20 protein-coding genes and 1 pseudogene are annotated in these 24,243 nt (G+C 55.1%); 20 read left to right on the forward strand and 1 reads right to left on the reverse strand.

What is annotated here, in order from left to right:
* Positions 1 to 262 precede the first annotated feature (262 nt).
* From sdhC to sucD, 8 genes and pseudogenes are all read left to right on the forward strand, one after another.
* Complete coding sequence (sdhC, locus tag PI91_RS09015) at positions 263 to 667, forward strand: succinate dehydrogenase cytochrome b556 subunit (protein ID WP_020684965.1); 405 nt, start codon at positions 263 to 265, stop codon at positions 665 to 667.
* Positions 661 to 1,008 carry a succinate dehydrogenase membrane anchor subunit gene (gene sdhD / locus PI91_RS09020; RefSeq protein WP_008501088.1) on the forward strand — a complete coding sequence of 116 codons (348 nt, stop codon included), beginning with the start codon at positions 661 to 663 and terminating at the stop codon, positions 1,006 to 1,008. Before sdhC ends, sdhD begins: the two co-directional genes overlap by 7 nt.
* Positions 1,008 to 2,774 (forward strand): succinate dehydrogenase flavoprotein subunit, encoded by a 1,767-nt coding sequence (gene sdhA, locus PI91_RS09025; protein WP_008501089.1) that lies wholly within the window; start codon positions 1,008 to 1,010, stop codon positions 2,772 to 2,774. Before sdhD ends, sdhA begins: the two co-directional genes overlap by 1 nt.
* Before the next feature lie 15 nt (positions 2,775 to 2,789).
* Positions 2,790 to 3,506, forward strand: coding sequence for a succinate dehydrogenase iron-sulfur subunit SdhB (sdhB, locus tag PI91_RS09030; protein ID WP_008501090.1), 717 nt, complete (start codon positions 2,790 to 2,792; stop codon positions 3,504 to 3,506).
* A gap of 248 nt (positions 3,507 to 3,754) precedes the next feature.
* Positions 3,755 to 6,562, forward strand: coding sequence for a 2-oxoglutarate dehydrogenase E1 component (sucA, locus tag PI91_RS09035; RefSeq protein WP_008501092.1), 2,808 nt, complete (start codon positions 3,755 to 3,757; stop codon positions 6,560 to 6,562).
* Between the two features lie 14 nt (positions 6,563 to 6,576).
* Positions 6,577 to 7,797: a 2-oxoglutarate dehydrogenase complex dihydrolipoyllysine-residue succinyltransferase gene (gene odhB, locus PI91_RS09040; RefSeq protein WP_039265974.1), complete on the forward strand. Its 1,221-nt coding sequence runs from the start codon at positions 6,577 to 6,579 to the stop codon at positions 7,795 to 7,797.
* Between the two features lie 93 nt (positions 7,798 to 7,890).
* Positions 7,891 to 9,056, forward strand: a pseudogene (gene sucC / locus PI91_RS09045) (ADP-forming succinate--CoA ligase subunit beta).
* Positions 9,056 to 9,925, forward strand: a complete 870-nt coding sequence (sucD, locus tag PI91_RS09050) for a succinate--CoA ligase subunit alpha (RefSeq protein ID WP_008501094.1) — start codon at positions 9,056 to 9,058, stop codon at positions 9,923 to 9,925. Before sucC ends, sucD begins: the two are co-directional and overlap by 1 nt.
* Before the next feature lie 83 nt (positions 9,926 to 10,008).
* On the opposite strand, the gene PI91_RS09055 is transcribed toward sucD, so the two are convergent.
* Positions 10,009 to 10,725, reverse strand: a complete 717-nt coding sequence (locus PI91_RS09055) for a GntR family transcriptional regulator (RefSeq protein ID WP_021241016.1) — start codon at positions 10,723 to 10,725, stop codon at positions 10,009 to 10,011.
* A gap of 170 nt (positions 10,726 to 10,895) precedes the next feature.
* On the opposite strand from PI91_RS09055, the gene mngA reads away from it, so the two are divergent.
* The 12 genes from mngA (at position 10,896) to pal (ending at position 24,243) form a co-directional block, all read left to right on the forward strand.
* Positions 10,896 to 12,812 (forward strand): PTS 2-O-a-mannosyl-D-glycerate transporter subunit IIABC, encoded by a 1,917-nt coding sequence (gene mngA, locus PI91_RS09060; RefSeq protein WP_039265975.1) that lies wholly within the window; start codon positions 10,896 to 10,898, stop codon positions 12,810 to 12,812.
* A 23-nt stretch (positions 12,813 to 12,835) separates the two neighbouring features.
* The gene (gene mngB, locus PI91_RS09065) at positions 12,836 to 15,466 is read left to right on the forward strand and encodes a mannosylglycerate hydrolase (protein WP_039265976.1); all 2,631 of its coding nucleotides are present in this window, start codon (positions 12,836 to 12,838) and stop codon (positions 15,464 to 15,466) included.
* Between the two features lie 680 nt (positions 15,467 to 16,146).
* Positions 16,147 to 17,715 (forward strand): cytochrome ubiquinol oxidase subunit I, encoded by a 1,569-nt coding sequence (gene cydA, locus PI91_RS09070; protein WP_039265978.1) that lies wholly within the window; start codon positions 16,147 to 16,149, stop codon positions 17,713 to 17,715.
* A 15-nt stretch (positions 17,716 to 17,730) separates the two neighbouring features.
* Positions 17,731 to 18,870 carry a cytochrome d ubiquinol oxidase subunit II gene (gene cydB / locus PI91_RS09075; RefSeq protein WP_008501099.1) on the forward strand — a complete coding sequence of 380 codons (1,140 nt, stop codon included), beginning with the start codon at positions 17,731 to 17,733 and terminating at the stop codon, positions 18,868 to 18,870.
* Between the two features lie 14 nt (positions 18,871 to 18,884).
* Complete coding sequence (cydX, locus tag PI91_RS09080; RefSeq protein WP_003858598.1) at positions 18,885 to 18,998, forward strand: cytochrome bd-I oxidase subunit CydX; 114 nt, start codon at positions 18,885 to 18,887, stop codon at positions 18,996 to 18,998.
* A complete protein-coding gene (ybgE, locus tag PI91_RS09085; RefSeq protein ID WP_023618885.1) occupies positions 18,998 to 19,288 on the forward strand; it encodes a cyd operon protein YbgE in 291 nt (96 codons plus the stop codon). Before cydX ends, ybgE begins: the two co-directional genes overlap by 1 nt.
* A 148-nt stretch (positions 19,289 to 19,436) precedes the next feature.
* Positions 19,437 to 19,841, forward strand: a complete 405-nt coding sequence (gene ybgC, locus PI91_RS09090) for a tol-pal system-associated acyl-CoA thioesterase (RefSeq protein ID WP_003858593.1) — start codon at positions 19,437 to 19,439, stop codon at positions 19,839 to 19,841.
* Positions 19,838 to 20,530: a Tol-Pal system protein TolQ gene (gene tolQ, locus PI91_RS09095; RefSeq protein WP_008501101.1), complete on the forward strand. Its 693-nt coding sequence runs from the start codon at positions 19,838 to 19,840 to the stop codon at positions 20,528 to 20,530. Before ybgC ends, tolQ begins: the two co-directional genes overlap by 4 nt.
* A gap of 3 nt (positions 20,531 to 20,533) precedes the next feature.
* A complete protein-coding gene (gene tolR, locus PI91_RS09100; protein ID WP_003858589.1) occupies positions 20,534 to 20,962 on the forward strand; it encodes a colicin uptake protein TolR in 429 nt (142 codons plus the stop codon).
* A 28-nt stretch (positions 20,963 to 20,990) separates the two neighbouring features.
* A complete protein-coding gene (tolA, locus tag PI91_RS09105) occupies positions 20,991 to 22,259 on the forward strand; it encodes a cell envelope integrity protein TolA (RefSeq protein ID WP_039265979.1) in 1,269 nt (422 codons plus the stop codon).
* 134 nt (positions 22,260 to 22,393) lie between these two features.
* Positions 22,394 to 23,686 carry a Tol-Pal system beta propeller repeat protein TolB gene (gene tolB, locus PI91_RS09110; RefSeq protein WP_013097529.1) on the forward strand — a complete coding sequence of 431 codons (1,293 nt, stop codon included), beginning with the start codon at positions 22,394 to 22,396 and terminating at the stop codon, positions 23,684 to 23,686.
* A gap of 35 nt (positions 23,687 to 23,721) precedes the next feature.
* Positions 23,722 to 24,243 carry a peptidoglycan-associated lipoprotein Pal gene (gene pal / locus PI91_RS09115; protein ID WP_003858578.1) on the forward strand — a complete coding sequence of 174 codons (522 nt, stop codon included), beginning with the start codon at positions 23,722 to 23,724 and terminating at the stop codon, positions 24,241 to 24,243.

Consider the following 24,243-nt stretch of genomic DNA (forward strand, 5'->3'; position numbering starts at 1 on the left):
AATTAAAAAGATGTTGTTATCGTGACCCTGATCACTGTTCCAGAGAAAACCCGACAAACTGTATGTAGGTTAATTGTAATGATTTTGTGAACGGCCTATACTGCCGCCAGGTCTCCGGAACACCCTGCAATCCCGAGCCACCCAGCGTTGTAATGTGTCGTTTAAGCATCTGGAAGCACTGTTTTGCATGACGCGCAGTTATAGAAAAGGAACGCTGTCTGACCCGCATCGCAGTCCGGAGGAAGGAAACAATAAGAACAGCATGTGGGCGTTATTCATGATAAGAAATGTGAAAAAACAAAGACCTGTCAATCTGGATCTCAAAACGATCCGGTTCCCCGTAACAGCAATAGCGTCCATTCTGCACCGTGTTTCTGGTGTGATTACGTTTGTGGCGGTCGGTATTCTGCTGTGGTTACTGGGCACCAGCCTCTCTTCCCCTGAAGGATTCCTCCAGGCCTCTGCCATCATGAACAGCTTCTTCGTGAAATTCATCATGTGGGGCATTCTGACCGCACTGGCGTACCACGTTGTGGTGGGTGTTCGCCATATGCTGATGGACTTTGGCTACCTGGAAGAGACCTTCGAAGCCGGGAAACGCTCCGCTAACATTTCATTTGTGATTACAGTCGTGCTTTCACTTCTCGCAGGAGTTCTCGTATGGTAAGCAACGCCTCCGCATTAGGACGCAACGGCGTACATGACTTCATTCTGGTCCGTGCTACCGCCATCGTTCTCACCCTCTACATCATCTATATGATCGGTTTCTTCGCGACCAGCGGCACGCTGACGTGGGAAATCTGGAGTGGGTTCTTTGGATCCGCCTTCACCAAAGTGTTCACCCTGCTGGCCCTTTTCTCCATCCTTATTCATGCCTGGATTGGCATGTGGCAGGTGTTGACCGATTACGTTAAACCGCTGGCGATTCGCCTTCCACTGCAGCTGGCCATTGTGGTTGCACTGGTGGTTTACGTTATTTATGGATTCGTTGTGGTGTGGGGTGTGTAATGAAACTGCCAGTCAGAGAATTTGATGCTGTTGTGATTGGTGCCGGTGGCGCAGGTATGCGTGCCGCACTGCAAATTTCCCAGAGTGGCCAGAGCTGTGCGCTGCTCTCTAAAGTCTTCCCAACCCGTTCCCATACTGTGTCTGCGCAGGGCGGTATTACCGTTGCGCTGGGTAACTCCCATGAAGATAACTGGGAATGGCACATGTATGACACGGTAAAAGGTTCCGATTACATCGGCGACCAGGATGCCATCGAATATATGTGTAAAACAGGCCCGGAAGCGATTCTGGAGCTGGACCACATGGGTCTGCCGTTCTCCCGTCTGGAAAATGGCACCATCTATCAGCGTCCGTTTGGCGGCCAGTCGAAAAACTTCGGCGGCGAGCAGGCGGCACGCACCGCGGCGGCGGCTGACCGTACCGGTCACGCGCTGCTGCACACCCTGTATCAGCAGAACCTGAAAAACCACACCACCATCTTCTCCGAATGGTATGCGCTGGATCTGGTGAAAAACGCCGATGGCGCCATCGTTGGTTGTACCGCACTGTGCATCGAAACCGGTGAAGTGGTCTACTTCAAAGCCCGTGCAACCGTGCTGGCGACTGGCGGTGCAGGCCGTATTTACCAGTCCACCACCAACGCCCACATCAACACCGGTGACGGTGTCGGTATGGCTATCCGCGCGGGCGTGCCGGTGCAGGATATGGAGATGTGGCAGTTCCACCCAACCGGTATCGCCGGTGCGGGCGTTCTGGTGACGGAAGGCTGCCGTGGTGAAGGTGGCTACCTGCTGAATAAACACGGCGAGCGCTTCATGGAGCGTTATGCCCCGAATGCGAAAGACCTGGCGGGTCGTGACGTGGTGGCGCGTTCCATCATGATCGAAATCCGTGAAGGCCGCGGCTGTGACGGCCCTTGGGGTCCACACGCCAAGCTGAAGCTCGACCACCTGGGTAAAGAAGTGCTGGAGTCCCGTCTGCCGGGCATCCTGGAACTGTCCCGCACCTTCGCGCACGTCGATCCGGTGAAAGAGCCGATTCCGGTTATCCCAACCTGCCACTACATGATGGGCGGTATTCCGACCAAAGTGACCGGTCAGGCGCTGACCGTGAACGAGCAGGGCGAAGACGTGGTTATTCCTGGCCTGTTCGCGGTGGGCGAAATTGCCTGCGTATCCGTACACGGCGCAAACCGTCTGGGCGGCAACTCGCTGCTGGACCTGGTGGTGTTTGGTCGTGCGGTGGGTCTGCATCTGCAGGAATCCATTGCCGAGCAGGGCGCGCTGCGTGACGCGACCGACGACGAAATTGATGCCTCTCTTGAGCGCCTCAACCGCTGGAACGGCAACCGTAACGGCGAAGATCCGGTGGAAATCCGTAAAGCGTTGCAGGAGTGCATGCAGCACAACTTCTCGGTATTCCGCGAAGGCGACGCGATGGCCAAAGGTCTTGAGCAGCTGAAAGCGATCCGCGAGCGTCTGAAAAATGCCCGTCTGGACGACACCTCCAGCGAGTTCAACACCCAGCGCGTTGAGTGCCTTGAGCTGGATAACCTGATGGAAACCGCGTTCGCGACCGCGATGTCGGCAAACTTCCGTACCGAAAGCCGTGGCGCCCATAGCCGCTTCGACTTCCCGGAGCGTGATGACGAAAACTGGCTGTGCCATTCCCTGTATCTGCCAGAGTCGGAAACCATGACGCGTCGTAGCGTCAACATGGAACCGAAACTGCGTCCGGCGTTCCCGCCGAAGATTCGTACTTACTAATGCGGAGACAGGATAATGAAACTCGAATTCTCAGTTTATCGTTATAACCCGGATGTTGATGACGCTCCGCGCATGCAGGACTACACCCTGGAAGCGGAAGAAGGTCGCGACATGATGCTGCTGGATGCCTTAATCCAGCTGAAAGAAAAAGATCCAACCCTGTCGTTCCGTCGCTCCTGCCGTGAAGGGGTGTGTGGTTCTGACGGTGTGAACATGAACGGCAAAAATGGCCTGGCCTGCATCACGCCAATTTCAGCGTTGCAGCGTCCTGGTCAGAAAATTGTTATCCGTCCTCTTCCAGGCCTGCCGGTCGTGCGTGATTTGGTGGTAGACATGGGGCAATTCTATGCACAATATGAGAAGATTAAGCCTTACTTATTGAATAATGGGCAAAATCCACCGGCTCGTGAGCACTTACAGTCTCCTGAGCAGCGTGAAAAACTCGATGGTCTGTACGAGTGTATTCTCTGCGCATGCTGTTCTACGTCCTGCCCGTCGTTCTGGTGGAACCCGGACAAGTTTATCGGCCCGGCCGGTCTGCTGGCTGCCTATCGCTTCCTGATCGATAGCCGCGACACCGAAACCGACAGCCGTCTGGAAGGACTGAGTGACGCTTTCAGCGTATTCCGCTGCCATAGCATCATGAACTGCGTCAGTGTGTGTCCGAAGGGGCTGAACCCGACGCGCGCCATCGGCCATATTAAGTCGATGCTGCTGCAGCGCAGCGCGTAAGTAACGTTGCCGGATGGTGCTGCGCTTATCCGGCCTACAAAACTGTAGGCCCGGTAAGCGTAGCGCCACCGGGCAAAATGCAGAAACCTTTAAAAACTGCCCTGTACTACCCTGAAGTCCAGACAGTTTCTAAAGGTTCCTTCGCGGGCCAAATGAAAAGAGCTCGCAGGTGAACCCCGGCACGTACACGTGGTGTGCGTGGTAGTTTCTACGGCGAAAGTAAGCATAAAAATGCTTAAGGGATCACGATGCAGAACGGCGCAATGAAAGCCTGGCTGGACTCTTCTTACCTCTCTGGTGCCAACCAGAGCTGGATAGAACAGCTCTATGAAGACTTCTTAACCGATCCTGACTCAGTGGACGCAAACTGGCGTTCCATGTTCCAGCAGTTGCCTGGTACAGGGGTCAAACCGGATCAATTCCATTCCAAAACACGTGATTATTTCCGTCGTCTGGCGAAGGATGCCTCACGTTACTCTTCTGCGATTTCCGACCCTGACACCAATGCGAAGCAGGTTAAAGTCCTGCAGCTTATCAACGCTTATCGCTTCCGTGGTCACCAGCATGCGAATCTCGATCCGCTGGGACTGTGGAAACAAGACCGTGTGGCCGATCTCGATCCGGCGTATCACGATCTGACCGAGGCCGATTTCCAGGAAAGCTTTAACGTAGGTTCCTTTGCCATCGGCAAAGACACGATGAAGCTGGGCGATCTGATTGACGCGCTCAAGCAAACCTACTGCGGCTCCATCGGCGCGGAATACATGCACATTACCTCTACCGAAGAGAAGCGCTGGATCCAGCAGCGTATCGAATCCGTAGCGGGCCACGCGACCTTCTCGGCTGACGAGAAAAAACGCTTCCTCAGCGAACTGACCGCAGCAGAAGGCCTTGAGCGCTATCTGGGCGCGAAGTTCCCGGGCGCAAAACGCTTCTCGCTGGAAGGCGGTGACGCCCTGGTGCCGATGCTGAAAGAGCTGATTCGTCACGCAGGCAAGAGCGGCACCCGTGAAGTGGTGCTGGGCATGGCGCACCGTGGTCGTCTGAACGTACTGGTCAACGTGCTGGGTAAAAAACCGCAGGACCTGTTCGACGAATTCGCAGGCAAACATAAAGAACACCTCGGTACCGGTGACGTGAAGTACCACATGGGCTTCTCGTCAGATATCGAAACCGAAGGCGGTCTGGTTCACCTGGCGCTGGCGTTTAACCCGTCGCACCTCGAGATCGTCAGCCCGGTGGTTATCGGTTCCGTGCGCGCGCGTCTGGATCGTCTGGACGAGCCGAGCAGCAACAAAGTTCTGCCAATCACCATCCACGGTGATGCGGCGGTGACAGGGCAGGGCGTGGTGCAGGAAACCCTGAACATGTCCAAAGCGCGTGGTTACGAAGTGGGCGGTACCGTTCGCATCGTGATCAACAACCAGGTGGGCTTCACCACCTCTAACCCGCTGGACGCACGTTCTACCCCGTACTGCACCGACATCGGTAAGATGGTTCAGGCGCCGATCTTCCACGTTAACGCGGATGACCCGGAAGCCGTGGCTTTCGTGACCCGCCTGGCGCTGGACTTCCGTAACACCTTCAAACGCGATGTGTTCATTGACCTCTTCTGCTACCGCCGTCACGGCCACAACGAAGCGGATGAGCCAAGTGCAACCCAGCCGCTGATGTACCAGAAAATCAAAAAACACCCGACGCCGCGCAAAATCTATGCTGACAAGCTGGAAAGCGACAAAGTGGCGACGCTGGAAGATGCGACCGAAATGGTCAACCTCTACCGCGACGCGCTGGACGCGGGTGAATGCGTAGTGAAAGAGCTGCGCCCGATGAACATGCACTCCTTTACCTGGTCGCCGTACCTCAACCACGAGTGGGATGAGAGCTATCCGAACAAGGTGGAGATGAAGCGCCTGCAGGAGCTGGCTAAACGCATCAGCACCGTGCCGGACGCTATCGAGATGCAGTCTCGCGTGGCGAAAATTTATGCTGACCGTCAGGCCATGGCGGCAGGCGAGAAGCTGTTCGACTGGGGCGGCGCGGAAACGCTGGCTTACGCGACGCTGGTTGACGAAGGCATTCCTGTTCGTCTGTCCGGTGAAGATGCGGGCCGTGGCACCTTCTTCCACCGTCACGCGGTGGTTCACAACCAGTCTAACGGTTCAACTTACACCCCGCTGCAGCACGTGCACAACGGTCAGGGCCAGTTCAAGGTCTGGGACTCCGTGCTGTCTGAAGAAGCGGTACTGGCTTTCGAATACGGTTACGCCACGGCAGAACCGCGCACCCTGACCATCTGGGAAGCGCAGTTCGGCGACTTCGCCAACGGTGCGCAGGTGGTGATCGACCAGTTCATTTCCTCCGGCGAACAGAAATGGGGCCGTATGTGTGGCCTGGTGATGCTGCTGCCGCACGGCTATGAAGGCCAGGGTCCGGAGCACTCCTCCGCGCGTCTGGAACGTTATCTGCAGCTCTGCGCCGAGCAGAACATGCAGGTTTGCGTGCCGTCGACCCCGGCGCAGGTTTACCACATGCTGCGTCGTCAGGCGCTGCGCGGTATGCGTCGTCCGCTGGTGGTCATGTCGCCGAAATCCCTGCTGCGTCACCCGCTGGCGGTGTCCAGCCTGGAAGAGCTGGCGAACGGTACCTTCCTGCCAGCCATCGGTGAAATTGACGAGCTGGATCCACAGGCCGTGAAGCGTGTGGTGATGTGTTCTGGTAAGGTTTATTACGACCTGCTGGAACAGCGCCGTAAGAACGATCAGAAAGATGTCGCCATCGTGCGTATCGAACAGCTTTATCCGTTCCCGCACCAGGCGGTGCAGGAAGCGCTGAAACCGTACGCTCACGTTCATGATTTTGTCTGGTGCCAGGAAGAGCCGCTCAACCAGGGCGCATGGTACTGCAGCCAGCATCATTTCCGTGAAGTGATTCCATTTGGGTCAGCCCTGCGCTATGCAGGTCGCCCGGCCTCCGCCTCTCCGGCGGTAGGGTATATGTCCGTTCACCAGAAGCAGCAACAAGATCTGGTCAATGACGCGCTGAACGTCGATTAATTAAAGGATACATAATGAGTAGCGTAGATATTCTTGTTCCCGACCTGCCTGAATCTGTAGCAGATGCGACCGTCGCTACCTGGCACAAAAAACCAGGCGATGCCGTTAAGCGCGATGAAGTGCTGGTAGAAATCGAAACTGACAAAGTGGTACTGGAAGTACCGGCTTCGGCGGATGGCGTTCTGGACGCGGTGCTGGAAGATGAAGGCACCACCGTCACCTCTCGTCAGATCCTGGGTCGCCTGCGTGAAGGCAACAGCGCGGGCAAAGAGTCCAGCGCGAAATCTGAAGAGAAAGCCTCTACGCCAGCGCAGCGCCAGCAGGCGTCTCTGGAAGAGCAGTCTAACGACGCTCTCAGCCCGGCGATCCGTCGCCTGCTGGCGGAACACAGCCTTGACCCGGCAGCCATTAAAGGCACCGGCGTGGGTGGTCGTCTGACCCGCGAAGACATCGACAAGCATCTGGCGAAAGCGCCTGCTCAGGCCGAAGCGAAAGCCCCTGCGTCAGCACCGGCAGCACAGCCTGCTCTGGGCGCACGCAGCGAAAAACGCGTGCCGATGACCCGCCTGCGCAAGCGCGTGGCCGAGCGTCTGCTGGAAGCGAAAAACTCTACCGCGATGCTGACTACCTTCAACGAAGTGAACATGAAGCCAATCATGGACCTGCGTAAGCATTACGGTGACGCGTTTGAAAAACGTCACGGTATCCGTCTGGGCTTTATGTCCTTCTACGTGAAGGCGGTGGTTGAAGCGCTGAAACGCTACCCGGAAGTGAACGCGTCCATTGATGGCGATGACGTGGTTTACCACAACTACTTCGACGTCAGCATGGCGGTTTCTACCCCACGTGGCCTGGTGACCCCGGTTCTGCGTGATGTGGATACCCTGGGTATGGCCGACATCGAGAAAAACATTAAAGAGCTGGCGGTGAAAGGCCGCGACGGCAAGCTGACCGTAGACGACCTGACCGGCGGTAACTTCACCATTACCAACGGCGGCGTCTTCGGCTCGCTGATGTCTACCCCGATCATTAACCCGCCGCAGAGCGCGATCCTGGGTATGCATGCCATCAAAGATCGTCCTATGGCGGTAGACGGTAAAGTTGAGATCCTGCCGATGATGTACCTGGCGCTCTCTTACGACCACCGCCTGATCGACGGCCGCGAGTCCGTGGGCTTCCTGGTAGCCATTAAAGAGCTGCTCGAAGATCCAACGCGTCTGCTGCTGGACGTCTAGTCACGATTTAGCATCACCTGCCCGTAGACCGGCACACGCTGCGCCGGTCTACAGGTTTAAGATAACGATTACCCTGAAGGATGGATAGAACACATGAACTTACATGAATATCAGGCTAAACAGCTGTTTGCCCGGTATGGCTTACCGGCTCCGGTGGGTTATGCCTGTACTACCCGCGTGAAGCAGAAGAAGCCGCATCTAAAATCGGTTCCGGCCCGTGGGTAGTTAAGTGTCAGGTTCACGCTGGTGGCCGTGGTAAAGCGGGCGGTGTGAAGGTTGTTAAGAGCAAAGAAGAGATTCGTGCGTTTGCTGAACATTGGCTCGGCAAGCGTCTGGTAACGTACCAGACAGATGCGAACGGCCAGCCGGTTAACCAGATCCTGGTTGAAGCGGCAACCGACATCGCGAAAGAGCTGTACCTGGGCGCGGTGGTTGACCGTAGCTCCCGTCGCGTGGTGTTCATGGCATCTACCGAAGGCGGCGTGGAAATCGAAAAAGTGGCGGAAGAGACCCCGCACCTGATCCACAAAGTGGCTATCGATCCGCTGGCTGGCCCAATGCCTTACCAGGGTCGCGAGCTGGCGTTCAAACTGGGTCTGGAAGGCAAGCTGGTTCAGCAGTTCACCAAGATTTTCATGGGTCTGGCGACCATTTTCCTGGAGCGCGATCTGGCGCTGATCGAGATCAACCCGCTGGTGATCACGACCCAGGGCGATCTGATCTGCCTCGACGGCAAGCTGGGCGCTGACGGCAACGCGCTGTTCCGCCAGCCGGATCTGCGCGAAATGCGCGACCAGTCTCAGGAAGACCCGCGTGAAGCGCAGGCGGCACAGTGGGAACTGAACTACGTGGCGCTGGACGGTAACATCGGCTGCATGGTTAACGGTGCGGGCCTGGCGATGGGCACCATGGACATCGTTAAGCTGCACGGCGGCGAGCCAGCGAACTTCCTCGACGTGGGCGGTGGCGCAACCAAAGAGCGCGTAACCGAAGCGTTCAAAATCATTCTCTCCGACGACAACGTGAAGGCCGTTCTGGTTAACATCTTCGGCGGCATCGTCCGTTGCGACCTGATCGCCGACGGTATCATCGGTGCGGTAGAAGAAGTGGGTGTTAACGTTCCGGTGGTTGTGCGTCTGGAAGGTAACAACGCTGAACTCGGCGCGAAAAAACTGGCTGACAGCGGCCTGAATATTATTGCAGCGAAAAGTCTGACGGATGCAGCTCAGCAGGTTGTTGCCGCAGTGGAGGGGAAATAATGTCAGTTTTAATTAATAAAGATACCAAGGTTATCTGCCAGGGCTTCACCGGTAGCCAGGGGACTTTCCACTCCGAACAGGCGATTGCCTACGGCACGCAGATGGTTGGCGGCGTAACGCCAGGTAAAGGCGGCACCACCCACCTGGGCCTGCCGGTGTTCAACACCGTGCGTGAAGCCGTAGAAGCGACGGGCGCAACCGCGACCGTGATCTACGTTCCGGCGCCGTTCTGCAAAGACTCTATTCTGGAAGCGATCGACGCAGGCATCAAACTGATCATCACCATCACCGAAGGTATCCCGACGCTGGATATGCTGACCGTGAAGGTGAAGCTGGATGAAGCTGGCGTACGTATGATCGGCCCGAACTGCCCGGGCGTGATCACCCCGGGCGAATGCAAAATCGGCATCATGCCGGGCCACATTCACAAGCCGGGTAAAGTGGGCATCGTGTCCCGTTCCGGTACCCTGACCTATGAAGCGGTTAAGCAGACCACCGACTACGGTTTCGGCCAGTCCACCTGCGTGGGCATCGGCGGTGACCCGATCCCGGGTTCTAACTTCATCGACATCCTGAAGCTGTTCCAGGAAGATCCACAGACCGAAGCGATCGTGATGATCGGTGAGATCGGTGGTAGCGCGGAAGAAGAAGCGGCTGCTTACATCAAAGAACACGTGACCAAGCCAGTTGTGGGTTACATCGCGGGTGTGACTGCGCCGAAAGGCAAGCGTATGGGTCACGCAGGCGCGATCATCGCCGGTGGTAAAGGTACGGCTGATGAGAAATTCGCAGCGCTGGAAGCCGCAGGCGTGAAGACCGTTCGCAGCCTGGCGGATATCGGCGAAGCACTGAAATCCATCATTAAGTAAGTCCTCTCTGCTCCCCGAAAGGGGGGCGTTGCAGTATAAAAATGTCCGTTTCGACATGGTTGGCCGCTGTAAAGCGGCCTTTTTTATTGCCTGCGTCTGGCGACTAGCGTGAACTTGTAATCATCGGTATTGAACACGTTGCGGCTGTATTCAAATACCCGCCCGTCCTTCAGAAACCCGCGGGAGACTTTTTCCAGGATCGGCTTTGCCGGATCGAGCGACAGCGCGGCGATCGCCTCCTCTGACGGCATGATCGGCACCAGCTCCTGCTCGCTGCGATCGATAACCAGCTTTTTGATCTGCTCAACGTAGTGGTATTTCGAATTCTCCATCACTTCCCAGGTGAGGTCGGGGAACAGGGCCAGCGGCATCCACGTTTCTTCCAGATTTACCGGTTTTTGTTTGATAAAGCGGACGCGTTTGACGTGCCAGACTTTATCGTCATGAGAGAGATTCAGCTTTTCGGCAAGTTTTGCATCGGCTTTCAGCACTTCGAAAATGCTCACCTCACTGTGGGTATCCACGTTCCGGTCCGCCAGTTTTTCGTAAAACCCGGTGAGCTGGTAAATGTCGTAATTGACGCGCTCTTCTTTTACGTAGGTGCCGCTGCCCTGAATGCTCTCGACGATCTGCTCTTCCGTAAGCAGCTTCAGCGCCTGTCTCACCGTGACGCGACTCACGTTGAATGCCTCCTGAAGGCTGGATTCCGTCGGTAACGCATCGCCAGGCTTTAACTCTCCCGCACTGATTTTTTCGCGAAGCGCATCGGCTATTTGCCGGTACATCGGTTTGTTACCCATCGAATCTGCCTTTCTAATACCTTTTCATGGAATTATGCCTCCCACTTAAAATTTGTAAATAATACAACTCAAATACAAATTTGCATTGTTAGTGAAAATGATCACATAAATGTATTGTATGACCTGCCACAATTGCCGCCAGACAATAACAACGTATGTGTGAGGATCTTATGAACCTGACGACTCTGACCCACACCAGTGCTGTCTGCGTGCAGGCACACTATGCCAGCCGTGATGAGGCCATTCGCCAGCTTACAATGCGGCTGGTGGCGCTGGGCAAAGTTACCGATGGCGAGGCATTTTTGGCGGAGGTCTACCGTCGCGAATCGCAGGGGCCAACCGCCCTGGGTGAAGGGCTGGCTGTCCCGCATGGTAAATCGAACGCGGTGAACGAAGCGGCTTTTGCGGTTGCTACGCTGCGCGAACCGCTGGAGTGGGAGGGGGTGGACGGCCCTGAACGCGTAGAGCTGATCGTCCTGCTTGCCATCCCGCCAGCTGAAGCGGGATCCACGCATATCCAGGTGCTGACGGCGCTGACGTCTCGCCTGGCCGATGATGTCCTCCGGGAACGCGTTATGGCTGCAGCGACGGCGGAGGATCTGCTTGATGCGCTGAACGGTGTCTCGAAGGAAGACGAGGCTGATACGCCGGTGAATGCACCAACCATCGTCTGTGTCACCGCCTGTCCGGCCGGGATCGCGCATACCTATATGGCCGCAGAGTACCTGGAGAAAGCGGGACGTAAGCTCGGCGTCAACGTGGTGGTCGAAAAGCAGGGGGCGAACGGCATCGAAGGGCGAATTACTGCCCAGCAGTTGCTGGAGGCGAAAGCGTGTATTTTTGCCGCTGAAGTGGCGATCAAAGAGAGCGAGCGCTTTCAGGGGATCCCCGCCATTTCCGTTCCCGTTGCGGAACCCCTGCGTCATGCTGAAGCGTTGATTGAGCGCGCGCTGGCGCTAAAGCCTTCTACCGATGCGCGCCATGCGCAGGTCGATACCGAAACGAAAAAGCGCGTTAAAACTGAACTCAAGCAGGCGCTTCTCAGCGGCATCTCTTTTGCGGTGCCGCTGATCGTTGCCGGCGGTACGGTGCTGGCCGTATCGGTACTGCTGGCGCAAATCCTTGGCCTGCAGCACCTGTTTGACCAGGAAAACTCGTGGCTGTGGATGTACCGCAAGCTTGGCGGCGGCATGCTCGGCATTTTGATGGTGCCTGTTCTCTCGGCCTACACCGCCTACTCGCTGGCGGATAAACCCGCGCTGACGCCGGGCTTTGCGGCCGGTCTGGCTGCCAACATGATCGGCTCCGGTTTTCTCGGCGCTATCGTCGGTGGGCTGATCGCGGGCTATCTGATGCGCTGGGTGAAAAACCACATCCGGCTCAGTCGCCGCTACAACGGCTTTCTGACTTTTTATCTCTATCCGGTGATTGGCGTGCTGGGCGCGGGCAGCCTGATGCTGTTTGTGATTGGCGAACCGGTGGCCTGGCTCAATAACACGCTCACCGTCTGGCTTAACGGTCTCTCCGGCGCGAATGCGCTGCTTCTGGGGGCAATCCTCGGGTTTATGTGCTCATTCGATTTGGGGGGCCCGGTCAACAAAGCCTCTTACGCGTTTTGCCTGGGGGCGATGGCGAACGGGGTATACGGTCCCTATGCCATCTTTGCCTCCGTCAAAATGGTCTCAGCCTTCACCGTCACGGCGTCAACGATGCTGGCACCGAAGCTGTTTAAGTCGTTTGAAATTGAAACCGGTAAATCGACCTGGCTGCTCGGCCTCGCGGGCATTACCGAAGGGGCGATTCCGATGGCGATTGAAGATCCGCTTCGCGTCATTGGCTCATTTGTACTCGGATCCATGGTGACAGGCGCGGCTGTCGGTGCGATGGGGATCGGGTTGTCTACGCCGGGGGCCGGGATTTTCTCTCTCTTTTTACTTCACGATGCCGGGTTGGGCGGTGTGGTTGCGGCGGCGGGCTGGTTTGGCGCGGCGCTGGTGGGTACCGCTATCTCCACCCTGGTTCTGCTGCTCTGGCGACGCCAGGCGGTAAAAAAGGGCAGCTACGTCACTGAAGACGCCTTATCGTAAAAACGCACAAACAGGAAACGAAGATGAAAGCTGTATCTCGCGTTCATATCACGCCGCATATGCACTGGGACCGTGAGTGGTACTTCACCACCGAAGAGTCGCGTATTCTTCTGGTCAATAATATGGAAGAGATCCTGACCCGGCTGGAGCAGGATGATGAGTACAAATACTATGTTCTCGATGGACAGACGGCTGTTCTGGAGGATTATTTTGCCGTTGTGCCCGAAAACCGCTCTCGCGTGAAGGCGCTTGTCGAGCGTGGAAAGCTGATTATCGGCCCCTGGTATACCCAGACCGATACCACGATCGTGAGCGGCGAGTCGATTGTCCGCAACCTGATGTACGGCATCCGGGATTGTATGGTCTTCGGCGAGCCGATGAAGATCGGCTATCTGCCGGATTCGTTTGGCATGTCCGGCCAGCTTCCGCATATCTATAACGGGTTTGGCATTACCCGCACGATGTTCTGGCGCGGTTGTTCTGAACGCCACGGGACCGATAAAACCGAATTTCTCTGGCAGAGCCAGGACGGCAGTGAAGTGACGGCACAGGTGCTGCCGCTGGGCTACGCGATTGGTAAGTACTTACCGGAGGACGAAGCGGGGCTGCGAAAACGGCTCGACAGCTATTTCGAGGTTCTGGAAAAGGCGTCCGTCACCAAAGCGATTTTGCTGCCCAACGGACACGACCAGATGCCGCTGCAGCAGAACATTTTCGCGGTGATGGAGAAGCTGCGTGAAATCTATCCGCAGCGTCAATTTGTGATGAGCCGGTTTGAGGAGGTCTTTGATCGCATCGACGCGCACCGCGATGACCTGGCGACCTTAAAAGGCGAGTTTATCGACGGGAAATACATGCGCGTGCACCGGACCATCGGCTCCACGCGCATGGATATCAAAATTGCCCATGCGCGTATTGAGAACAAAATTGTCAATATCCTCGAGCCGCTGGCGACGCTTGCCTGGACGCTGGGCTTCGACTACCACCACGGCCTGCTGGAGAAGATGTGGAAAGAGATCCTCAAAAACCACGCTCACGACAGCATCGGCTGCTGCTGCAGCGACAAGGTGCATCGCGAGATTGTTTCCCGCTTCGAGCTGGCTGAGGACATGGCAGACAACCTGGCGCGTTTCTATATGCGCAAGATTGTCGACAACATGCCGCAAAGCGATGCCGATAAGCTGGTGATGTTTAACCTGATGCCCTGGCCGCGTGAGGAGGTGATGAACACCACGATTCGACTGCGCGCCAGCCAGTTCCGTCTGCGGGATGACAAAGGCAACGAGATCCCGTATTTCATCCGCAGTGCGCGAGAGCTCGACCCGGGCCTCATTGACCGACAAATTGTTCACTACGGCAATTACGAACCGTTTATGGAGTTTGATATTCAGCTCAGCCAGATATTGCCGTCGATGGGCTACCGTACGCTGTTTATCGAACCTAACGTGGCCGGGAAGGTGCTCTCTCCGGGGGAAAATACCGCCTCCCTACTTGAAAACGCCTTCTGGCAGATTGACGTAAATGACGACGGTTCGCTGCGCCTGCGCGACAAAGAAACCGGGCTTATTTATGACCGCGTGCTGGAAATCGAAGAGAGCTCGGATGATGGCGATGAGTACGACTACTCGCCTTCGCGGGAAGAGTGGAGACTCACTTCCGCGCAGGGCGAGCATGAATTTGAGGTTACGCATGAAGGCTGGCAGAGCAGGGCAGTTATCCGCCATCGAATCGCCGTTCCGGCGAACCTGGCGGAACGCGCGGCGCGCCAGCGAAACGGCTACCTCGGCGCTGAATTTGAAATTACGCTAAGCCGCAACAGCAGACGCATTGACGTGGGGGTGCGCCTGGATAATCAGGCCGACGACCACCGCGTTCGCGTGCTCATCCCAACGCCGTTTGCGACCCGGGAGGTGTTAGCGGATACGCAGTTTGGCACGATCTCTCGTCCGGTGCAGGACGCGGCGATGCAAAACTGGCAGGAGGAGGGGTGGAAAGAAGCGCCGGTTCCCGTCTGGAATTTACTCAACTACGCCGTCCTGCAGGAAAAACGAAACGGGCTTGCGCTATTTACCGAGGGGCTGCGTGAATTTGAAGTCGTGGGCGATGAACAAAAAGCATTTGCTCTGACCTTGCTGCGCGGCGTGGGGGTACTCGGCAAAGAAGATCTACTCCTGCGCCCCGGCAGACCATCCGGTATCAAAATGCCGGTCCCGGACGCTCAGGTGCGTGGTCCGCTAAGCTGTCGCTTTAGCCTCTTCAGCTTCAGCGGCACGCCGGAAAACGCGGGTGTCGCGCAGCAGGCTCAATCGTGGTTAACGCCGGTGCAGTGTTATAACAAGATCCCCTGGGATGCAATGAAGCTGAATCGCGCGTCGTTGACCGCGCCGGAAAGTTACAGCCTGTTAGCGCTTTCGCCAACGGGATGCGTACTCAGTGCGATCAAAAAAGCGGAAGATCGTGATGAGCTCATTCTTCGTCTGTTCAACCCTTCACAGTCCAGTGCAAGTGACGCGACGCTATCCGTCAATCCGGCGGTGAAGCGGTGCTGCGAAACGGACATGAATGAACGGCTGATGGACCACGGTGAAGACGAAGGGATTGTCGGGGCGTTCAGACCGGGACAGTCGCGAACCTTTAGCCTTCTTCTTGCCTGAGAATCGCTGATATCATTAAAAGGCTGCCCTGTTTGCGGCCTTTTTCATTAAATAGTCACGCCGCGGTGTTAAGTTATGGGGTGACAAAAGTAAAATAAATGTAATTACGAAGGGTTGCATAAATGCCGTGGAAAAATAACCCGGCCCGACTATGCTTTATTGTTTGCTGCGCATCGAAATGAGGCTTTTGTTTCGCGTTAATTAAAATCACTTCTGTTTATATTTTTTTTCGTCTTCGATAACCAATCACATCTTTACATGCACATATCATTAACATGGTTTTTACCATTCTCACCACGATTAAACATAGTTAACATCAAGGTTTGTTTTTGATTTAAATCAAAGTTTAATCCTTGGAAAAAGGTGCTGAAAAGCGCTAAATTGTTCCCGATCAAAATGGCCGAAAAGTGGTAATTTTGCTATAAATTGATCACCGTCGAAAAACGTAAATGTGATTCAATAAAAACCTGTTTATTGTAAGGGTTTTGCAGCGTATTATATTTGCGGTATCAATTTGAGTTTTTTATTAACGTATTTGTAACCTCACGTCATCGTTTTTATCCTCCTTCAGGGTAATAACGACGACAAGGATGCGAATAATTTGTATTGGGGCATGCGTGTGGATCTCTTTCTAACGGGGTTCACTCTCGGAGTCTTCATGCGATGAGCAAGGAGTCATGATGTTAGATATAGTCGAACTGTCGCGCTTACAGTTTGCCTTGACCGCGATGTACCACTTCCTGTTTGTGCCACTGACGCTCGGTATGGCGTTCCTGCTGGCCATCATGGAAACGGTATACGTTCTCTCCGGCAAACAGATTTATAAAGATATGACCAAGTTCTGGGGCAAGTTGTTTGGTATCAACTTCGCACTGGGCGTGGCAACCGGTCTGACCATGGAGTTCCAGTTCGGGACTAACTGGTCTTACTATTCCCACTATGTAGGGGATATCTTCGGTGCGCCGCTGGCCATTGAAGGTCTGATGGCATTCTTCCTTGAATCCACCTTTGTAGGTCTGTTCTTCTTCGGTTGGGACCGTCTGGGTAAAGTCCAGCATATGGCGGTGACCTGGCTGGTGGCATTAGGTTCGAACCTGTCCGCGCTGTGGATCCTGGTCGCGAACGGCTGGATGCAGAACCCTATCGCGTCTGATTTCAACTTCGAAACCATGCGTATGGAGATGGTCAGCTTTGCCGAGCTGGTCCTGAACCCGGTTGCTCAGGTTAAATTCGTTCACACCGTCGCTTCTGGCTATGTGTGCGGCGCGATGTTTGTACTGGGTATCAGTTCTTACTACATGCTGCGCGGTCGTGACTTCGCGTTCGCCAAGCGCTCCTTTGCTATCGCTGCAAGTTTCGGTATGGCTGCGATTCTCTCCGTTATTGTTCTGGGTGATGAATCCGGTTACGAAATGGGCGACGTGCAGAAAACCAAACTGGCCGCTATCGAAGCCGAATGGGAAACCCAGCCGGCACCTGCTGCCTTTACGCTGTTCGGTATTCCCGATCAGGACGCGCAGGAAAACCGCTTCGCTATTCAAATCCCTTACGCGCTGGGTATCATCGCCACCCGTTCTGTTGATAAGCAGGTGACGGGTCTGAAAGAGCTGATGGTGCAGCACGAAGAGCGTATCCGTAACGGTATGAAAGCCTACTCGCTGCTGGAACAGCTGCGTGCCGGTTCTACCGACCAGGCCGTTCGCGATCAGTTTAACGACGTGAAGAAAGATCTGGGTTACGGTCTGCTGCTGAAGCGTTATACCCCGAACGTTTCTGATGCGACGGAAGCGCAGATCCAGATGGCAACCAAAGACTCAATTCCACGCGTTGCGCCACTGTACTTCGCATTCCGTATCATGGTGGGCTGCGGCATCATCATGCTGCTGATCATTGCGGCGTCCTTCTGGACCGTGATTCGCAACCGCATCGGCGAGAAAAAATGGCTGCTGCGCACCGCGCTGTACGGTATTCCACTGCCGTGGATCGCGATTGAGTCCGGCTGGTTTGTGGCGGAATATGGCCGTCAGCCATGGGCGATCGGTGAGGTGCTGCCAACGGCGGTAGCGAACTCGTCCCTGACCGCAGGCGACCTGATCTTCTCCATGCTGCTGATTTGTGGTCTGTACACCCTGTTCCTGGTGGCTGAACTGTTCCTGATGTTCAAGTTCGCGCGCCTTGGCCCAAGCAGCCTGAAAACCGGTCGCTATCACTACGAGCAGTCCACTGCGACTACTCAGCCGGCACGCTAAGACAGGAGTCATCAAATGATCGATTATGAAGTATTGCGTTTTATCTGGTGGCTGCTGGTTGGCGTTCTGCTGATCGGTTTCGCCGTCACGGATGGTTTCGACATGGGGGTGGGGATGCTCACCCGTTTCCTCGGTCGTAATGACACCGAGCGTCGAATCATGATCAACTCCATCGCCCCGCACTGGGACGGTAACCAGGTGTGGCTGATCACCGCAGGCGGCGCGCTGTTCGCTGCCTGGCCGATGGTCTACGCGGCTGCGTTCTCCGGTTTCTATGTGGCGATGATTCTGGTGCTGGCCTCTTTATTCTTCCGTCCGGTCGGTTTCGACTACCGTTCGAAGATTGAAGATACCCGCTGGCGCAACATGTGGGACTGGGGCATCTTCATCGGTAGCTTCGTTCCACCGCTGGTGATCGGCGTGGCGTTCGGTAACCTGCTGCAGGGCGTACCGTTCCACCTGGACGAATACATGCGTCTTTACTACACCGGTAACTTCTTCCAGCTGCTGAATCCGTTTGGTCTGCTGGCCGGTGTCGTCAGCGTGGCAATGATCATCACTCAGGGCGCAACCTACCTGCAGATGCGTACCGTAGGCGAGCTGCATCTGCGCTCCCGCGCGACGGCTCAGGTTGCTGCGCTGGTTACGCTGGTCTGCTTCGCGCTGGCCGGTGTGTGGGTAGTGTACGGCATTGATGGCTACGTGGTGACGTCTGCCATTAACCACACCGCACCGTCTAACCCGCTGACCAAAGAAGTGGCGCGTCAGGCGGGAGCATGGCTGGTGAACTTCAACACTACCCCTGTGCTGTGGGCGATACCGGCGCTGGGCGTGCTGCTGCCGCTGCTGACCATGTTGACGTCTCGTCTGGAAAAAGGCGCGCTGGCGTTCGTGTTCTCTTCACTGACTCTGGCATGCATCATCCTGACGGCGGGTATTGCGATGTTCCCATTCGTCATGCCATCCAGCACCATGCTGAATGCTAGCCTGACCATGTGGGATGCAACGTCCAGCCATATGACGCTGAACCTGATGACGTATGTTGCTTGCGTGTTCGTTCCGATTGTTCTGGCCTACACCATCTGGTGTTACTGGAAAATGTTCGGTCGCATCACGAAAGAACATATCGAAAGCAATACCCACTCTATGTATTAAGTAAGGAGCTGAATATGTGGTATTTCGCATGGATTTTAGGGACGCTTCTTGCCTGTGCATTTGGTGTCATCACTGCCCTGGCGCTTGAGCACGTTGAAGCGACCAAAGCGGGTGAAGAAAAACACTGATGAATATTATCGCGAAACTTTACGCGGTAATGGATAAGCGCCCGTTACGGGCGCTTTCTTTAGTGATGGCATTACTGCTGGCAGGCTGTATCTTCTGGGACCCTTCGCGCTTTGCAGCGAAAACCAGCGAGCTTGAAATCTGGCACGGCTTCCTCATCATGTGGGCGGTGTGCGCAGGTGTGATCCACGGCGTGGGCTTTCGTCCGAAAGCCGTTCACTGGCAGGGAATTTTTTGCCCGCCGATCGCCGATCTGGTGCTACTCGCCGGTTTGATTTTCTTCTTCTTCTGAATAAGAAATGTCCGTTAACGTTATGGGCTTACCCGAGCCCATAAAAATTTACTCTCCGTTTACTTTCCCCCATTCCAAACCATCTTTCCCGCGCGTATAGTAGCGAAGTTTAAAAGCTCTAACTTTTGTTGCATTACTGGGATGTAAAGTGAATACAACGCTGTTTCGATGGCCGGTTCGTGTCTATTACGAAGATACCGATGCCGGTGGTGTGGTTTACCACGCCAGCTACGTTGCTTTTTATGAACGGGCACGCACAGAGATGCTGCGCCATCATCACTTTAGTCAACAGGTGCTGTTGGCTGAGCGAGTTGCCTTCGTGGTACGCAAGATGACGCTTGAGTATTTTGCGCCTGCCAGACTCGACGATATGCTCGAAGTCCAAACTGAAATTACATCAATGCGCGGGACCTCACTGGTTTTCACGCAGCGGATAGTCAACGCAGAGAATACCGTACTGAACTCAGCTGAAGTGCTGATTGTTTGTGTTGATCCAACCATAATGAAGCCTCGTGCGCTTCCTAAGTCTATTGTCGCGGAGTTTAAGCAGTGACTGACATGAATATCCTTGATTTGTTCCTGAAGGCAAGCCTTCTGGTTAAACTTATCATGTTGATTTTGATTGGTTTTTCAATCGCATCCTGGGCCATCATCATCCAGAGAACGCGTATCCTCAATGCCGCTGGCCGTGAGGCTGAAGCGTTTGAAGATAAGTTCTGGTCGGGCATTGAGCTTTCTCGTCTGTACCAGGAGAGCCAGGGACGTCGTGAAAACCTGACCGGCTCCGAGCAAATTTTCTATAGCGGCTTCAAAGAGTTCGCCCGTCTGCATCGTGCAAACAATCATGCGCCTGAAGCGGTGGTGGAAGGTGCCTCGCGCGCGATGCGCATTTCGATGAACCGCGAGCTGGAAAACCTTGAAACGCATATTCCTTTCCTCGGTACTGTCGGTTCCATCAGCCCGTATATCGGTCTGTTTGGTACCGTGTGGGGGATCATGCACGCCTTTATCGCGCTGGGCGCGGTGAAGCAGGCCACGTTGCAGATGGTTGCACCGGGTATCGCTGAAGCACTGATTGCGACCGCTATCGGTCTGTTTGCGGCAATTCCTGCGGTTATGGCTTACAACCGTCTGAACCAGCGCGTGAACAAACTGGAACTGAACTACGACAACTTTATGGAAGAGTTCACTGCGATTCTGCACCGTCAGGCGTTTACCAGCACCGAGAGCAACAAGGGGTAAACCATGGCCAGATCGCGTGGACGAGGTCGTCGCGAGCTCAAGTCCGAAATCAATATCGTTCCACTGCTGGACGTCCTGCTGGTACTGCTGCTGATCTTCATGGCAACAGCGCCAATCATTACCCAGAGCGTGGAAGTGGATCTGCCGGATGCGACAGAATCACAGGCGGTGAGCACCAATGACGATCCTCCGGTTATCATTGAGGTTTCCGGCGTAGGGCAATACAGCGTCGTGGTAGAAAAAGATCGTATGGATCAGCTGCCACCTGAGCAGGTTATTGCCGAAGCGCAGCGTCGCCTGGAGTCAAATCCGAAAACGGTCTTCTTAATCGGTGGCGCGAAAGACGTACCCTACGATGAAATTATTAAAGCGCTGAACTTGCTACATAGTGCGGGTGTTAAGTCAGTTGGCTTAATGACCCAACCTATTTGATCATCCGCGTAGTTTTTGGGAACCGATAGTGTCAAAGGCAACCGAACAGAACGACAAGCTTAAGCGAGCGATAATCGTCTCCGCAGTGCTGCACGTTATTCTCTTTGCAGCGCTGATCTGGAGTTCGTTCGACGAGCATATTGATGCATCAGCTGGCGGCGGTGGAGGATCTTCCATTGACGCCGTCATGGTGGATCCCGGTGCGGTAGTACAGAACTATAATCGCCAACAGCAGCAGAAGGCGAGTGCAAAACGGGCTGAAGAGCAGCGTGAAAAACAGGCGCAACAGCAAGCGGAAGAACTGCGTGAAAAGCAGGCCGCAGAGCAGGAGCGTCTGAAGCAGCTTGAGAAAGAACGTTTGCAGGCGCAGGAAGCCGCGAAAGCGCAGGCAGAGCAGCAGAAACAAGCCGAAGAGGCCGCGAAAAAAGCACAGGAACAGCAAAAGCAGGCGGAAGAGGCGGCAGCAAAAGCCGCAGCGGACGCGAAAGCACAGGCTGATGCCCAGGCGAAATTAACGGCAGAAGCGGCGAAGAAAGCGGCTGCCGACGCCCAGAAGAAAGCGGAAGCCGAAGCGGCGAAGAAAGCGGCCGCTGATGCTCAGAAGAAAGCGGAAGCCGAAGCCGCGAAGAAAGCCGCAGCTGATGCTCAGAAGAAAGCAGAAGCGGAAGCCGCGAAGAAGGCCGCTCAGGAAGCAGAGAAGAAAGCTGCTGCCGAGGCCGCGAAGAAAGCGGCTGCTGCAGAGAAAGCAGCAGCAGAAAAAGCCGCGGCAGAAAAAGCCGCAGCTGCCGAAAAAGCCGCTGCTGACAAAAAAGCTGCAGCTGAGAAGGCCGCTGCCGATAAGAAAGCTGCAGCTGAAAAAGCGGCTGCTAAAAAGGCTGCCGCCGCTGAAAAAGCCGCTGCTGCCGCAGGGGTTGACGATCTGCTGGGCGATTTGAGCTCCGGTAAGAATGCGCCGAAAACGGGCGGTGGGGCGAAAGGAAACAACGCAGCGCCGACCGGAAGTGGTAACACTAAGAGTAACGGTGCGACAGGGGCTGAAATCAACGGTTATGCCGCGCAGATTAAATCCGCTATTGAAAGCCGATTCTATGATGCGTCTTCCTATACCGGTAAAACGTGTACGTTGCGTATAAAACTGGCTCCGGATGGCATGCTGCTGGATATTAAGTCTGAAGGTGGCGACCCGGCTTTATGTACTGCGGCCCTGGCTGCAGCGCGTCAGGCGAAGATGCCTAAACCGCCTTCGCAGGCAGTCTACGAAGTCTTCAAAAATGCGCCGCTGGACTTCAAACCTTAAGTTACATTTTCCCCGTGCAAACGGGGAAAAATAGACCAGGTTTAGTCACAGGGTTCGGGTAGTTTTGTCTATTTGAGTTTGTTAACATTCTGCTAAATTATCGTGGGTAAGGTTACCCGGATAAGGGAGATATGATGAAGCAGGCATTACGTGTAGCATTTAGTTTTTTAATGCTGTGGGCAGCAGTACTGCACGCAGAAGTACGTATCGAGATCACCCAGGGAGTGGACTCGGCACGCCCAATCGGTGTTGTTCCGTTCCAGTGGGCCGGTCCTGGCGCTGCACCTGAAGATGCCGGTGGCATCGTGGCGGCTGACCTGCGTAACAGCGGTAAATTCAACCCGTTAGATCGTTCTCGTCTGCCTCAGCAGCCGGGTAGCGCGCAGGAAGTTCAGCCTGCAGCATGGTCTGCACTGGGTATTGATGCCGTGGTTGTGGGTCAGGTTACCCCTAATCCGGACGGTTCTTACAACGTGGCCTGGCAGCTGGTGGATACCGGCGGTGCACCAGGTACCGTTCTGGCCCAGAACTCTTACAAGGTCACTAAGCAGTACCTGCGCTACGCGGCACACGCTGCCAGCGATGCGGTATTTGAAAAACTGACCGGCATTAAAGGCGCGTTCCGTACCCGTATCGCGTACGTGGTGCAGACCAACGGTGGTCAATTCCCGTACGAACTGCGCGTATCTGACTACGATGGCTACAACCAGTTCCTGGTGAAACGCTCCTCGCAGCCACTGATGTCTCCAGCCTGGTCTCCGGACGGTTCTAAGCTGGCGTATGTCACCTTCGAAAGCGGCCGTTCTGCGCTGGTTATCCAGACGCTGGCAAACGGTGCGGTTCGTCAGGTGGCGTCTTTCCCACGTCACAACGGTGCGCCTTCGTTCTCTCCAGACGGCTCTAAACTGGCGTTTGCGCTGTCTAAAACCGGTAGCCTTAACCTGTACGTGATGGACATTGGCTCCGGCCAGATCCGTCAGGTGACCGATGGTCGCAGCAACAACACCGAACCATCATGGTTCCCGGACAGTCAAAACCTGGCGTTTACCTCTGACCAGGCCGGCCGTCCACAAATCTATAAAGTGAACATCAACGGCGGCGCTCCGCAGCGTATTACCTGGGAAGGTTCTCAGAACCAGAACGCAGACGTGAGCAGCGACGGTAAATTTATGGTAATGGTCAGCTCCAACGGCGGGCAGCAGCACATTGCCAAACAAGATCTGGTAGCGGGTGGCGTGCAAGTTCTGTCGTCAACGTTCCTGGATGAAACGCCAAGTCTGGCACCTAACGGCACTATGGTAATCTACAGCTCTTCTCAGGGGATGGGATCTGTGCTGAATCTGGTTTCTACAGATGGGCGTTTCAAAGCGCGTATTCCGGCAACTGATGGACAGGTAAAATCACCTGCCTGGTCGCCGTATCTGTAAATAATAATTAATTGATTACTAAAGGAATCATAGAAATGCAACTGAACAAAGTGCTGAAGGGGCTGATGATCGCTCTGCCTGTAATGGCAATCGCAGCGTGTTCTTCAAACAAGAACGCCAGCAATGACCAGAGCGGCGAAGGCATGATGGGTGCCGGCACCGGTATGGACGCGAACGGCAATGGCAACATGTCTTCTGAAGAGCAGGCGCGTCTTCAGATGCAGCAGCTGCAGCAGAACAACATCGTTTACTTCGATCTGGATAAATACGACATCCGTTCTGACTTCGCTGCGATGCTGGATGCGCACGCTAACTTCCTGCGTAGCAACCCATCTTACAAAGTCACCGTAGAAGGTCACGCGGACGAACGTGGTACTCCAGAGTACAACATCTCCCTGGGTGAACGTCGTGCTAACGCTGTTAAAATGTACCTGCAGGGTAAAGGCGTTTCTGCTGACCAGATCTCCATCGTTTCTTACGGTAAAGAAAAACCTGCAGTACTGGGTCACGACGAAGCGGCTTACTCCAAAAACCGTCGTGCCGTACTGGTTTACTAA

Source organism: Enterobacter sp. FB, assembly GCF_000805795.1.
GTDB lineage: Bacteria > Pseudomonadota > Gammaproteobacteria > Enterobacterales > Enterobacteriaceae > Enterobacter > Enterobacter roggenkampii.

Coding starts and splice junctions, on each gene's coding strand:
- ybgE (WP_023618885.1), top strand. CDS start 18,998: ATGAATATTATCGCGAAACTTTACGCGGTAATGGATAAGCGCCCGTTA.
- cydX (WP_003858598.1), top strand. CDS start 18,885: ATGTGGTATTTCGCATGGATTTTAGGGACGCTTCTTGCCTGTGCATTT.
- cydB (WP_008501099.1), top strand. CDS start 17,731: ATGATCGATTATGAAGTATTGCGTTTTATCTGGTGGCTGCTGGTTGGC.
- sdhD (WP_008501088.1), top strand. CDS start 661: ATGGTAAGCAACGCCTCCGCATTAGGACGCAACGGCGTACATGACTTC.
- mngA (WP_039265975.1), top strand. CDS start 10,896: ATGAACCTGACGACTCTGACCCACACCAGTGCTGTCTGCGTGCAGGCA.
- sdhA (WP_008501089.1), top strand. CDS start 1,008: ATGAAACTGCCAGTCAGAGAATTTGATGCTGTTGTGATTGGTGCCGGT.
- pal (WP_003858578.1), top strand. CDS start 23,722: ATGCAACTGAACAAAGTGCTGAAGGGGCTGATGATCGCTCTGCCTGTA.
- odhB (WP_039265974.1), top strand. CDS start 6,577: ATGAGTAGCGTAGATATTCTTGTTCCCGACCTGCCTGAATCTGTAGCA.
- tolR (WP_003858589.1), top strand. CDS start 20,534: ATGGCCAGATCGCGTGGACGAGGTCGTCGCGAGCTCAAGTCCGAAATC.
- tolB (WP_013097529.1), top strand. CDS start 22,394: ATGAAGCAGGCATTACGTGTAGCATTTAGTTTTTTAATGCTGTGGGCA.
- sdhC (WP_020684965.1), top strand. CDS start 263: ATGTGGGCGTTATTCATGATAAGAAATGTGAAAAAACAAAGACCTGTC.
- sucA (WP_008501092.1), top strand. CDS start 3,755: ATGCAGAACGGCGCAATGAAAGCCTGGCTGGACTCTTCTTACCTCTCT.
- mngB (WP_039265976.1), top strand. CDS start 12,836: ATGAAAGCTGTATCTCGCGTTCATATCACGCCGCATATGCACTGGGAC.
- sucD (WP_008501094.1), top strand. CDS start 9,056: ATGTCAGTTTTAATTAATAAAGATACCAAGGTTATCTGCCAGGGCTTC.
- sdhB (WP_008501090.1), top strand. CDS start 2,790: ATGAAACTCGAATTCTCAGTTTATCGTTATAACCCGGATGTTGATGAC.
- cydA (WP_039265978.1), top strand. CDS start 16,147: ATGTTAGATATAGTCGAACTGTCGCGCTTACAGTTTGCCTTGACCGCG.
- PI91_RS09055 (WP_021241016.1), bottom strand. CDS start 10,725: ATGGGTAACAAACCGATGTACCGGCAAATAGCCGATGCGCTTCGCGAA.